10 protein-coding genes and 1 riboswitch are annotated in these 12264 nt (G+C 69.9%); of the genes, 2 read left to right on the forward strand and 8 right to left on the reverse strand.

What is annotated here, in order from left to right:
* Positions 1–72: 72 nt before the first annotated feature.
* Both metF and ACX938_RS15475 read left to right on the forward strand, forming a co-directional pair.
* Entirely contained in the window at positions 73–939 is an 867-nt protein-coding gene (gene metF / locus ACX938_RS15470; protein WP_459431720.1) for a methylenetetrahydrofolate reductase [NAD(P)H], read from the forward strand.
* A gap of 104 nt (positions 940–1043) precedes the next feature.
* Positions 1044–2039 (forward strand): type I glyceraldehyde-3-phosphate dehydrogenase, encoded by a 996-nt coding sequence (locus tag ACX938_RS15475; protein WP_459431721.1) that lies wholly within the window; start codon positions 1044–1046, stop codon positions 2037–2039.
* Positions 2040–2053: 14 nt separating this feature from the next.
* Here ACX938_RS15475 and ACX938_RS15480 read toward each other — a convergent pair whose 3' ends face one another.
* The 8 genes from ACX938_RS15480 to metZ all read right to left on the reverse strand — a co-directional run bounded on the left by ACX938_RS15480 (position 2054) and on the right by metZ (position 11704).
* Complete coding sequence (locus ACX938_RS15480) at positions 2054–3082, reverse strand: protein kinase family protein (protein ID WP_459431722.1); 1029 nt, start codon at positions 3080–3082, stop codon at positions 2054–2056.
* Between the two features lie 324 nt (positions 3083–3406).
* On the reverse strand, positions 3407–4015 hold the full coding sequence (locus tag ACX938_RS15485) for an ABC-type transport auxiliary lipoprotein family protein (protein ID WP_459431723.1): 609 nt from the start codon (positions 4013–4015) through the stop codon (positions 3407–3409).
* 8 nt (positions 4016–4023) lie between these two features.
* The gene (locus ACX938_RS15490) at positions 4024–5763 is read right to left on the reverse strand and encodes an MlaD family protein (RefSeq protein WP_459431724.1); all 1740 of its coding nucleotides are present in this window, start codon (positions 5761–5763) and stop codon (positions 4024–4026) included.
* Positions 5764–5772: 9 nt separating this feature from the next.
* Positions 5773–6540, reverse strand: coding sequence for an ABC transporter ATP-binding protein (locus ACX938_RS15495; RefSeq protein ID WP_459431725.1), 768 nt, complete (start codon positions 6538–6540; stop codon positions 5773–5775).
* 2 nt (positions 6541–6542) lie between these two features.
* Positions 6543–7688: an MlaE family lipid ABC transporter permease subunit gene (locus ACX938_RS15500; protein ID WP_459431726.1), complete on the reverse strand. Its 1146-nt coding sequence runs from the start codon at positions 7686–7688 to the stop codon at positions 6543–6545.
* Positions 7689–7694: 6 nt separating this feature from the next.
* Positions 7695–9143: a TrkH family potassium uptake protein gene (locus ACX938_RS15505; protein ID WP_459431727.1), complete on the reverse strand. Its 1449-nt coding sequence runs from the start codon at positions 9141–9143 to the stop codon at positions 7695–7697.
* A 151-nt stretch (positions 9144–9294) separates the two neighbouring features.
* On the reverse strand, positions 9295–10389 hold the full coding sequence (gene folE2 / locus ACX938_RS15510) for a GTP cyclohydrolase FolE2 (protein WP_459431728.1): 1095 nt from the start codon (positions 10387–10389) through the stop codon (positions 9295–9297).
* A 136-nt stretch (positions 10390–10525) separates the two neighbouring features.
* Complete coding sequence (gene metZ / locus ACX938_RS15515; RefSeq protein ID WP_459431729.1) at positions 10526–11704, reverse strand: O-succinylhomoserine sulfhydrylase; 1179 nt, start codon at positions 11702–11704, stop codon at positions 10526–10528.
* A gap of 85 nt (positions 11705–11789) precedes the next feature.
* Positions 11790–11868: riboswitch (SAM riboswitch) on the reverse strand.
* Positions 11869–12264 lie beyond the last annotated feature (396 nt).

The raw sequence follows: 12264 nt of genomic DNA on the forward strand, positions 1-12264 counted from the left end.
TTGAGATTTATGAGTTTGTCTCACAATCGCCGGCATGCGACAAGCGAGTCTCAATCAGAAGGAATTGCCCCGATGACCCGTCCCGAGATCTCGTTCGAGTTCTTCCCGCCGAAAAACCTCGAGGCCAGCTTCCGGCTCTGGGACACGGTGCAGACGCTGGCACCGCTGGGGCCGCGCTTCGTCTCGGTGACCTATGGCGCCGGGGGCACCACGCGCGAGCTGACCCGCGAGGCGGTCTCGGCGATCCACAAGCATTCCGGCCTGCGCACCGCGGCGCATCTGACCTGCGTGAACGCCACCCGCGAGGAAACCCTGGCCATCGCCAAGGGCTTCGAGGAGGCCGGCGTGACCGACATCGTGGCGCTGCGCGGCGACCCGCCCAAGGGCGAGGCGCGCTTCACCCCGACCGACGGCGGCTTCCGCGACAGCTGCGAGCTGATCACCGCGCTGAAGGAGGCCGGCGATTTCACCGTGCGCGTCGGCGCCTATCCCGACAAGCACCCCGAGGCCCCGACCGAGACGGCGGACGTGGACTACCTCAAGCGCAAGTTCGACGCCGGCGCCGACGAGGCGATCACCCAGTTCTTCTTCGAGGCCGAGACCTTCTTCCGCTTCCGCGACGCCTGCGACAAGGCCGGCATCGACAAGCCGATCGTGCCGGGCATCTTCCCGATCGAGAACTGGAAGGGCGCGCGCCGTTTCGCCGAGGCCTGCGGCACCAAGATCCCGCAGTGGGTCATCGACGCCTTCGAGACCGCGACCCGCGACGGACGGCAGGACCTGCTGGCGACCGCGCTCTGCACCGAGCTCTGCACCGACCTGATCGAGGGCGGCGTCGACAAGCTGCACTTCTACACGCTGAACCGCCCCGAGCTGACCCGCGACGTCTGCTTCGCGCTTGGCGTCACCCCCGAGGTGCGGCTCGAGAACGTGGCCTGACCCGGCGCGCCTTTGTGCGCATACAATTCCCTGCTTGAACTCCACCGCCGCGCGCGCCTTTTTCAAAGGAGCGCGCGGTTTTCACTTGGTGCGGGAGGTTCCTCATGCGGATAGCGATCAACGGCTTCGGGCGGATCGGGCGGACGATCCTGCGCCAGATCCTGAGCGACCCGGCGCATGCCGACATCGAGGTGGTGCTGCTGAACGATATCGCCCCGCGCGCGGACTGCGCCTATCTGTTCCAATACGACAGCGTCTACGGCCCCTACCCCGCCCCGGTGCGCGCCACCGAAAACGCGCTGGAGGTGGGCGGGCGCAGCATCGCCTTCACCAGCGAGGCGGCGCCCGCGCGGCTGGCGCTCGACAAGGTCGACGTGCTTCTGGACTGCACCGGCATGGAGGGCACCCGCGCCGCCGCCGAGGCGGGCCGCGCGGCGGGCGCGCGCGACGTGCTGATCTCGGGCCCCTGCCTCGAGGCCGAATGCACCGTGGTCCTGGGCGCGAACGACGCGACGCTGGGCGATGCGCGCATCGTGTCGAACGCCTCCTGCACGACCAATGCGCTGGCGCCGCTTCTGAAGGCGCTCGACGACGCCCATGGGGTGGTCAGCGGGCATATGACGACGGTGCATTGCTACACCGGCAGCCAGCCCAGCGTCGACAAGCCGCGCGGGCCGTTTGAGCGCTCGCGGGCGGCGGCGGTCTCCATGGTGCCGACCACGACCTCGGCGGCGAAGCTGATCGACCACGTGCTGCCCGGGCTCGCCGGGCGGGTCACCGGCGCGGCGGTGCGGGTGCCCTCGCTCTCGGTCTCGGCGGTGGACCTGGTGGTCCAGCTCGACCGGCCCTTCGACGGCGATGCCGGCGACGCGGTGCGGGCCCTGGCCGAGGCGAGCCCGGTGCTGGGCGTCTCCGAGGATCCCTGCGTCTCGGTCGACATGCGCGCCCGGCCGGAAAGCCTGGTGCTGGTCCCGCGCGAGGCCATGGCCGTGGGCGCGCGGCAACTGCGGGTCTTCGGCTGGTATGACAACGAATGGGGCTTCTCGGCGCGGATGCTCGACATGGCCCGGCGCATGGCGGCGCGGCACGAGAGCGCCTAGACCGCGCCCCGCCCCTAGCGCTCCGCGCGCCGGGGGCCCAGGCGCTGGCCCGCCTCGCGCAGGCGCTTGCGGTGATGCCGCGCGGCGCGCTTGAAGCCGGTGGCCAGCGGCTGGGTCAGCGCCGATTGCCCGGCGGCATGGGCGCCCACTTCCGACAGCCGCGCGGCGGTCTCCGCCTCCGCCCCCGAGGCCCCGCGCCCGGCGCGCTGCGCCGCGCTTTCGAGGAACCGCAGCCGCGCCGCGGCCTGCACCACCAGGTGCAACGCCAGGTGATCGAGGAAATCCGCGTCTTCCCAGGCCACCAGCCCCGCCACCATGGCAAACAGCCGGTCCGGCGGCAGCCGCCAGGCGGGATCGCTCAGCAGGCTCGCGTAATCCGCCGCCGCCTGCCCGATCACCGCGGTCTCGAAGTCGAACCAGCGCAGCCGCCCGTCGGGGCCAAGCGTGGCGCTCACCGGGCGGCAGTCGCCCTTGACCAGCGCGTGACCCGGTTCGGCCAGGACCGCGGTCGCCGCCTCCATGTCGAAGCGCCCGGTGCCGCCGTGGGCGGCCAGCACCTCGACCGCGCGCAGCCGGCGGGCGGCAAGCTCGGGCCCTGTCTCGGGCGGCGGCAGGATCTCGTCGAGCGCGATCTCGCCCGCGGCGGCATGCAGTTCGGAAAGCGCCCGCACCGCCTCTTCGGCCAGGAGCGCCTCGCGCCCCGGGGGCACGCTGCCGATGATCCCGTCGAGCCGGTCGGGGCCGAGGTCGCTTTGGAACAGCACCCCGTCGGTCACCCCCAGCGAGCGCGGCGCGCGGTCGGTGACCTCGGCGAGCGCCTCCAGAAGGCGCGATTCGATGTCGGCGTGTTCGCCCGCGGGCCGCGCGGTGGCGATCACCCGGCGGTCGTCGAAGATCAGCAGAAGCCGGCTCGGCAGCGGGCCCGGCGGGGCCTCGACCTCGCGCACGGGGGTGCCGAAATGCCGTTCCGCCGCGCTCAGGATGCGCAGCATCCGGGCGTCGTCGCCGTTTTGCGGGTCGCCGATGAAGCTCACGTCTTTCAAGCTCTGACCTTTCGGCGGCGCGTGGTGGCCGCCCGCCTCGGGCTTAGGTCACAGGCATGGCGGAAAGCGCGCGGCTTCGTGTCGATTTCTGGGCGGGAGCGTGGCGCGGGCGTGGCGGGCGGTGTTTCGCCGAGGGTGGTAGGGGGCTGTGAGGTCTAAGCGGGGATTGATTGGCGCGTGGCCCGAGCCCTTCCCCAGCACGGCCCGCCCAATTTCCAGCCGTTGCGCAGGGGGAGCAGCCTCTGACCGACGCTTTGGCTCGACGCAAAACGCCCGGCACCCGGCGCGCGTCCGCACTTAAAGCAACGCGCCAGCCCCCCGCCCCTAGCGCAGCCCGTCCAGCACCCAGCCCGCGAAGTCGGCCATGAGCTGGTCCGAAGCCGCATCAAAAGCCGCCACGATGTCGCCGTTGGACAGCGAGGCCGAGACCGCGCCCGCCGTGAAGGTGCGGCTCGCCAGGATCGCCACGTCGCGCTCGCGCACGAGCTGCACCGAGACCCTCAGCGTGACCTCCGCCGCATCGCCCAGGTCACGGGCCTGGAAATCGATCACGTCGCTGACCACCGCCACGTCGCCCGACAGCCCCAGCGGCTCGCGCCCGACATAGGCGAAGCCGCCCGTCGCCTGCAGGCTGCGCACCATGAGCGACTGCACCATGACCGGCACCTCCTCGCCCCAGCGCGCGCCGGGCAGGTATTGCGCCTCGAGCTCGGAGGGACGGATCATGATCCGGTCGGTCAGCAGCGCGCCGGTGGTGCTGGGCTCCTCGACGATCACGTCGAGCCGCCGCGCCTGCGCCGCCTCGGGCAGCCCCGAAGGCGCGCGCAGCTCGAAGACCGCCAGCTCCTGCGTCGCATCCGACAGGGCCGAAAGCGCCGAACAGGCCGACAGGAGGAGCGGCGCGGCAAGGGGGAGCAGGCGGAAAGACGGCATGGGCGCACCTATCGGCGGAATTCGGGCGTGTCGCGGTCCAGCAGGAGCCGCGCCGGGTCGCGGCTGAGCTGGCGCGTCAGCGTGTCGAGGTTGCGGATCAGCTTGCGGGTCTCGGAGGCCAGCGCCGAGAACTGCGGCAGCCCTTCGCTGGCGAAGGCGGCGACCGGCGTGCCGGTGCGGCGCACCACGGCCTGCACCTCGCGGAAGGTCTCCTCGGCGACGGCGGCGGCGTCGCGCAGGTCCTGACTGAGCGCGGGGATGTCCTCGGAGACCTCGGCGATGGCCGCGTCGAAGCTGGCGATGGCGCCGCGCAGGTCCTCGGTGATCGCCGCGACCTCGGTGTTGATCACCCGGTCGGCGCCGCTGAAGGCCCGTTCGGCGGCGCTGAGCGTGCGGTTGCCGGTGACCAGCGCCTCGTTGACCGCATCAAGCGTGCCGTTGGCCTTGGCGAAGGTCTCGGTGGCGGTGACGATGGCGGTCTGCGCCTCGTCGGTCAGCCCGGCCACGTTCTCCGAGGTGCGGGTCACATCGGCGCCGACCTCCTCGATCACCCGGCGGGCGGTGGCGGTGGCGCCGCGCACGTCCTCGATGACCACGGGCAGATCGTCCTGCGCCACGCCCGAGACGATCTCGATCACCTCGGCGGTATCGGCGACCACGGCGCGCATCTCGTCGATCAGCCACTGGCCGTCGGTCTCGAACAGCAGGTCGAGGTCCTCGGAGGTCTCGTAGATCGACTCCGAGGCCACCTCGAGGCTGTCGATCAGGGTGCGTGTCTCCTCGATCAGCGGGGCGGCCTCTTCGAAGCGCTGCTGCGCGACCGAGCCTGCCGCGTCGATGGTCGCCAGCGTGTTCGAGGCCTCGCCGGTCAGCGCCAGAAGCTCGCGGCGGAGGTCCGCGATGCCGCCCTGCAGCTCGATGGTCAGCGCCGGCAGGTCGTTCGAGAGATAGCCCCGGGCGCTGTCGATGGTCCGCGTCGTGGCCTCCAGCGTGCCCTGCCCCCGCTCCAGCAGCTCCTGCCCGTCGCGGGCCAGCGCATCGACGGTCAGCAGCGTCGTGTCGGCGGTGGCCAGCACCGTCGAGAGGTCGTCCGAGAGGGTCTCGAGCGTGGTGTTGAAACGGTCGATCTGCTCGGAGAAATCCGACACTTCCTCGGTCACGCTGGAGAAGCTTTCCAGCACCTCGGAGAAACTGTCCGAGGCATCGGCGACATTGCCGAGGATGCGGTCGATGCGCTCGCGGTTCTGATTGCTCATCATCGCGTTGAGGTCCTGCACGACCTCCAGCGCCTCGGAGAGCAGCTCGGGCGCATCCTCGGAGAGCGACTGCAGCACGGAGGTGCCCGCCGGGATCTGAGGGATCGCGGTCTCGGCGACGGCGGAGAGCCGCGGCGCCTCGGGCGTGCCGGGGCTGATGCCCACGTAGGAGACCCCGGTGACGCCCTGCGCCTCGACCGTGGCCTCGCTGTCAGTGCGCACCGGCGTCTCGGCGCCGACCTCGAGCCGGACCCGGACCGTGCCGTCACCCTCGGGCGAGAGCCCGATGTCGACCACCCGGCCCACCGGCAGCCCCGCGAAGCGCACGTCGGCGGCGTTCGACAGCCCCGAGACCGAGGTGAAATCCACGTCGTAATAGGCATATTGCTCGTCAAGCTCGACGCCCGCGAACCACAAAACGAAGCCCAGAAGCCCCAGGAAGCCCAGGAGCGTGAAGGCCCCGATCAGGATGAAATTCGCGCGCGTCTCCATGGCCCCGCCCTAGCCTTCGTGCCGCGCCGCGCGGGCGCGCGGGCCGTGGAAGTAATCATGCACCCAAGGATGATCCACGCGGGCCATCTCCTCTATCGTGCCGGTGACAAGAACGCGCCTTTCGGCCAGGACGGCGACACGGTCGCAGACCGCGTAAAGCGTGTCGAGATCATGTGTGACCAGGAACACCGTTAGCCCCAGCGCCCGGCTAAGTCCATGGATCAGCTGGTCGAACTGGGCCGCGCCGATCGGGTCGAGCCCCGCCGTCGGCTCGTCGAGAAAGACGATCTCGGGGTCAAGCGCCAGGGCCCGGGCGAGGCCCGCGCGCTTGCGCATGCCGCCCGAGAGCTCGGAGGGATACTTGTCGCCCGCCGAGGCCGGCAGGCCCACCATCTCGACCTTGAGCTGCGCCAGCGCACGCCGCGTCGCGGGCGCGAGGTCGGGCACATGGCCAAGCGGCACCTCGACGTTCTCGCGCACCGTCAGCGAGGAGAAGAGCGCCCCGTCCTGGAACATCACCCCCCAGCGGTCCTCGACCGCGGCGCGGGCGGCGGGATCGCCCGAGGTCAGGTCGCGGCCCAGGACCTCGATCTGCCCGGCGTTGGGCGGCTTCAGCCCGACGATGGTCTTCAGCAGCACCGACTTGCCGGTGCCCGAGCCACCGACGACGCCCAGGATCTCGCCGCGCGAGACCTCGAGGTCGAGCCCCTCGTGCACCACCTGCGTGCCGAAGCGGTTGTCGATGCCTCTCAGGCGGATGACCGGATCTGCCGCCATGCTCAGACCCCCAGCTCGGCGAAGAAGATCGAGAAGATCGCATCGGCCACGATCACCGCGAAGATCGCCTGGACCACCGCCTTGGAGGTCTGCCGCCCGAGGCTCTCGGCGTTGGAGCCGACGCGCATCCCGGCGTTGCAGCCCACGACCCCGATGATCACCGCGAAGACCGGTGCCTTCGACAGGCCGATCAGCACATTGGCGATGTCAGTGCCCTCGGAGAGCCGGGTGAGGAACATCGCCGGCGAGATGTCGAGCACCAGGAGCGACATGATCCCGCCGCCCAGAAGCCCCATGACATTGGCCACCAGCCCCAGGATCGGCAGCATCAGGATCAGCGCCAGGATGCGCGGCACGAAAAGCGCCATGGCCGGGTCGATGCCGAGCGTGCGCATGGCGTCGATCTCCTCGCGCATCTTCATCGAGCCGATCGCCGCGGTGAAGGCCGAGGCGGTGCGGCCCGCCACGATGATCGAGGTCAGCAGGATGCCCAGCTCGCGCAGGATCGAGATCGAGATCAGGTCGACCACGAAGACCTCGGCACCGAACTGGCGCAGCTGCGTAGCGCCCTGGAAGGCCAGCACCACGCCGATCAGGAAGGACAGGAGGCTGACGATCGGCACCGCGCGCAGGCCCACGTCCTCGCAATGCGAGACCAGCGCGGTCAGGCGGAACTCGTCGGGATGGCGGAGCGCGCGGCCGAGCCGGGCGAGGAACAGCCCGAAGACGCCGAGGAAGACCCCCGCGCCCTGGCCCGCGCGGTAGACGCCCTCGCCGAGGTCGGCGAGCCGATCCACCGGCCCGCGCCGGGGGGCCGGCGCGGCGGGCTCGGCGGACGCGGCCAGCCCCGAGACCCGGGCGATCAGCGCCTCGAAATCCGCGGGTGCGGCGGCGATGCGGAAGCTCTGCCCCGCCGCCTCGATACGCTGGCGCAGCCGGGCGATCAGCCAGGCCCCCGCCGTGTCGACGCGCGTCAGCCCGGACAGATCGGCGGCGATGTCGCGGTCGGCGGGCAGCGCGGCCAGCCGGCCCTCGGCCTCGGCGACCTCGAAGACGGTCAGCCGCCCGGCGATCTCGAGCGCGCGGGTCGCGCCGGTCTCGGCGCTGGTGATGCGCAGGGGCGCGGCGCTTTCATCCGGCTCAGCCATGGTCGCTCATCCCCGCCAGAACCGCGGCGTGAAGAGCACCAGCACCGCCATCAGCTCGAGCCGCCCCATGAGCATCGCGAAACAGAGCACCCATTTCGCCGTGTCGTTCAGCGGCGCGAAGCTGCCCGCGGGCCCGATCGTCGGCCCGAGCCCCGGCCCGATGTTCGCCAGCGCCGTCGCCGCCCCCGAGACCGAGGTGATGAAATCGAGCCCGGTCATGCTGAGCGCCAGCGCCAGCACGCCCAGGGTCACGATGAAGAACATGAAGAAGGTCACCACCGAGGACAGCACGTCCTCGCCGATGGGCCGCCCCTCGAAGCGCGGCGTGAAGATCCCGTGCGGCGCCCGGATGCGGCGCATCTGGCTGCGCACCGAGGCCATCATCAGCTGCCAGCGGAAGACCTTGATCGAACAGGCGGTGGAGCCCGCGCAGCCGCCGATCAGCCCGATGAAGAAGAACATCGCCACCAGGAAGGCGCCCCATTGCATGTAATCCGCCGAGGCATAGCCGGTGCCGGTCATGATCGAGACGATGTTGAAAAGCGCCTGGCGCAGCGCGCGTTCAGGTGGATGCTGCGAGCCCATGACCAGGATCGCCGCCGCCAGCGCCACCAAGAGCGCGATGATCGTCAGGAAGGCGCGGATCTGGCTGTCGCGCAGGATCGCCCCCTCCTGCCCGTTCATTAGCTGCACGTAGCGCACGAAGGGCAGCGCCGCGAGCACCATGAAGATGGTCGACACGTATTCCGCCGAGCCCGAGAAGGTGCTGAAGGAGGCGTCGTAGTTGGAAAAGCCCCCGGTCGAGACGGTGCTGAGCGCATGCACCGTGGCGTCGAAGACCGACATGCCGGTGGCGATGTAGCTCAGCGCGCAGATCAGCGTGATGGTGATGTAGATCGACGAGATCGAGGAGGAGATCTCCGCCGCGCGCGGCAGCACCTTGCCCATGGTGTCGAAAGCCTCGGAGCGGAAGATCTGCATGCCGCCGACGCGCAGCTCGGGCAGGAAGACCATGGCGACCACGATGATGCCGATGCCGCCCAGCCATTGCAGGAGCCCGCGCCACAGCAGGATGCCCTTGGGCAGTTCGTCGAGCCCGGTGAAGACGGTGGAGCCGGTGGTGGTCAGCCCCGACATGGCCTCGAAGAAGGCGTCGACGAAGCGCGCCTCGGTGGCGCCCAGCACGAAGGGGATGGCGCCGAAGACCGGCAGCACCACCCAGACGCCGGTGGTCAGCAGGAAGATCTGCTGGAGCGACAGCCGGTCCTTCACGGCGTTCTGCGAGGCAAGCGAGATGAACCCGCCCGAGAGCGTCGTGATGATGGCGCTCTCGGCAAAGACCGGCCAGGCCCCGCGCCCCTCCGCGATGTCGACCAGCATCGGCACCAGCATCGTGAGGCCGAGGCAGGTCACGAGAAGGCCGATCACATAGGCCACGGGACGCAGGTCGAACATGACGGCGAGCGTTGGCGTGCCCCGGAAGCCAAGTCAAGCACGCGGGCGCGGGCGCAGGCGCGCGCGTGGCCTCAGGGCCAGAATCGAGGGCCGGAATTTAGGGTTGGCCGTGCCCTGCCCCGGGGTGGGCCCGGGGCAGGCCCTTTAGGGCTCAGCCGACGTGGAAGAGCGTCGAGAAGAGCCGCGGGTCGAGGCTGTCCTGGTCGAAGAGCGGCCCCTCGGTCAGGACCGAGACGGCGTCATGGCTGTGCAGGCTCTCCTGGTGGCTCGCCACCACCCGGAAATCGCCGATGCGCGGGTCTTCCTGGAGCTGCTCGGCGAAAAGCCTCGCGGCGTCCTCCACGAAGATCGGGTTGGCGGCGTTCAGCTCCGCGAAGGCCTGTTCGTCCTCGCGCTTGACCATGACCTGGGTCTCGGTCGGCACCGCCGCGCGGCAAAGCTCGATCAGGTCCTCGAACCAGAGGCACTCCGCGCCGGTCATCTCGACCGAGACGCGCGCCACCGAGCGCTGCGAATGCGGCGTCGCCAGCACGCCGCGCTCGCGGCGGGCATGTTCGGACAGTTCCAGCGAGCACGGGCAGGTCGAGGAATAGACGTAGTCGAGATGCATGATCTTGCGGCGCACCCCGTCGGTCTCGACCAGCTCCAGCGCGATGTCGTAATACTGGTAGCCCTCGAGCCCCGAGCGCAGGCTCTCCACCGTCACCGGGAAGCGCAGGCGCATGTTGATGCGCGCGTCGAAGCTTTCGAGGTCGGTCTTGTAGTCGTCGAGCGCCGCTTCCATCACCTCGAAGGAAAAGGTCTTCTCGGCGTGCCTGTAGAAGGAGCGGATGATCCGCGACATGTTGATGCCCTTCTTGTCGGCCTCGAGGCTGACCGATCCGGTCACGCTGGTCTCGAGCGTCAGGGGGCCGTTGTCGCGGGTGCGGAAGCTCACCGGCAGGCGGAAGTTGGAGATGCCGACGTGCTGGATCGCGCGGCGCGCGCCGCGGATCAGCGAGGAGGGGCCGTTCTGCAGGTCCGGCAGCCCGGCCTTGTAGTCGGCATCCACGTCGAAGCCGTGGTCGTAGGTCCGCGCCAGGGCGGGATAGCTGTCGGGATCGGGCAGCAGCTTGGAGATCGCCGGGTCGAGCGCCTCGACCTCCGCCGAGCCAGCGGTCTCGGCCCAATGGCGCAGAAGCGCCAGGGCCTCCTCGGCGGCCTCGCGGCTGGGGGAGCGGTCGATTTCCGGCGTGTGAACGTTCATGAGGGGCACTCCGTCTCTGGGACGCGCTTTATCTAGGGCGGCATCGGGCAATGCCCGCATGTCCCCCTGTCTACGTATCACAAACTCGGCCGGATCAGCAGCGTTTCAAGGATTTAGCGCCCCTCAGCGCGTCCTTTCACATTGCCGAGAGCGCCGCCTCGATGTCGGAAATCAGGTCCGATGCGTCCTCCAGCCCCACCGAGAGGCGAATGAGCCCCTCGGAGATGCCCAGATGGGCCTTCATCTCGTCGGAAAGCCGCTGGTGGGTGGTTGTCGCCGGATGCGTCGCAATGGATTTCGCGTCGCCCAGATTGTTCGAGATCAGGATCACCTCAAGCGCGTTGAGGAATCGGAAGGCGGCCTCCTTGCCGCCATCGATCTCGAAGGCGATCATCGTGCCGCCGGCGCCGATTTGCCGCAGCGCCAGCGCGTGCTGGGGGTGGCTCTCGGCGCCCGGGTAGATCACCCGCGAGAGCCGCGCGTGCCCCTCGAGCGCCGCGGCGATGCGTGCCGCGCTTTCGGTCTGGGCGCGGACCCTGAGGTCGAGCGTCTCGAGCCCCTTCAGAAGCACCCAGGCGGTGAAGGGGCTCATCGAGCCCCCGGTGTGCTTGAGGTAGGGCTCGACGGTCTTGCGGATGAACTCCTTGGTGCCGAGGATCACGCCGCCCAGCGTGCGCCCTTGCCCGTCCATGTGCTTGGTGGCGGAATAGATCACCACGTCGGCGCCCTGGGCGATGGCGTCGGAATAGACCGGGGTCGAGAAGACGTTGTCGACCACGACACTCGCGCCCACGCCGCGCGCGATCTCGGCGACCGCGGCGATGTCGACGAGCTCCAGCGTCGGGTTGGACATCGATTCGAAGAAGACCGCGCGGGTGTCGGGGCGGACAGCGGCCCGCCACTGCTCGAGGTCGGCGCCGTCGACCAGCGTCACCTCGACGCCGAAGCGCGGCAGGATCTCCTCGACGATATAGAGGCAGGAGCCGAAGAGCGCCCGGGCCGAGACGATGTGATCCCCGGCCTTCAGCATTGCCATCAGCGCGCCGTTGACCGCGGCCATGCCCGAGGCGGTGGCGAAGGCGTCCTCGGCCCCTTCCAGAAGCGCCGCGCGCTCCTCGAACATACGCACGGTGGGATTGCCGTAGCGGGCATAGATGAACTCGTCCTCACCGGCCTGGAGGAAGCGCTGCTCGGCCGCCTCGGCGCTGGGATAGACAAAGCCCTGGGTGAGATAGATCGCCTCGCTCAGCTCGCCGTATTGCGAGCGGCGGGTCCCGCCATGCACGAGGTTGGTGCGGGTCTTGCGCGTCGTCATCGTCTTTCTCCGGTTCCCGCCGCGCCCGAAGGCGCGGGACATGAAAAAACCCCCGTCGCGGCCAAGCGAAAGGGGTTCCGGCGTGGAACGCTCTCGTCTGACCTCTTTAGCGGTGTGTTTAACGTGGCCCGCAATCCGGTGCACAAATCGCCACGCGCCGTCGCTAGCCCGAAGCGCCCCGCCGGTCAAGCCGCCTCAGGCGCGCTCCAGGGCGGCTGACCAAGCGCCCGGCGCCGCGCCCAACGCCTCCGAGGCGCGCACCGCCCCCGACGCATGCGCCAAGCCCGCACATCCCCAGCCGCAAACACCCACCACCCAAAAAATCCACCCCATCACCCCCGCACAGCCCCAGCCACTCCGGGCGCTCCCGCCCCTGGCATGACCGGGCCTCAAATACTCCCCAGAGCGCGAGACCGGAGGTCTCGCAGCGCCGGGGCCGACAGGGCCCGGCGCTCCCCACCCCCTCGGCCCGCACAACCTCACCCCAAAGCGCACCCCAGCCGAAACCGAAGCACCCCGCCCCCGGCATGGCCGGGCCAAAAATACTCCCCAGAGCGCGA

The organism is Roseivivax sp. (genome assembly GCF_054552075.1).

Coding starts and splice junctions, on each gene's coding strand:
- metF (WP_459431720.1), top strand. CDS start 73: ATGACCCGTCCCGAGATCTCGTTCGAGTTCTTCCCGCCGAAAAACCTC.
- ACX938_RS15495 (WP_459431725.1), bottom strand. CDS start 6,540: ATGGCGGCAGATCCGGTCATCCGCCTGAGAGGCATCGACAACCGCTTC.
- ACX938_RS15490 (WP_459431724.1), bottom strand. CDS start 5,763: ATGGAGACGCGCGCGAATTTCATCCTGATCGGGGCCTTCACGCTCCTG.
- ACX938_RS15485 (WP_459431723.1), bottom strand. CDS start 4,015: ATGCCGTCTTTCCGCCTGCTCCCCCTTGCCGCGCCGCTCCTCCTGTCG.
- folE2 (WP_459431728.1), bottom strand. CDS start 10,389: ATGAACGTTCACACGCCGGAAATCGACCGCTCCCCCAGCCGCGAGGCC.
- metZ (WP_459431729.1), bottom strand. CDS start 11,704: ATGACGACGCGCAAGACCCGCACCAACCTCGTGCATGGCGGGACCCGC.
- ACX938_RS15500 (WP_459431726.1), bottom strand. CDS start 7,688: ATGGCTGAGCCGGATGAAAGCGCCGCGCCCCTGCGCATCACCAGCGCC.
- ACX938_RS15505 (WP_459431727.1), bottom strand. CDS start 9,143: ATGTTCGACCTGCGTCCCGTGGCCTATGTGATCGGCCTTCTCGTGACC.
- ACX938_RS15475 (WP_459431721.1), top strand. CDS start 1,044: ATGCGGATAGCGATCAACGGCTTCGGGCGGATCGGGCGGACGATCCTG.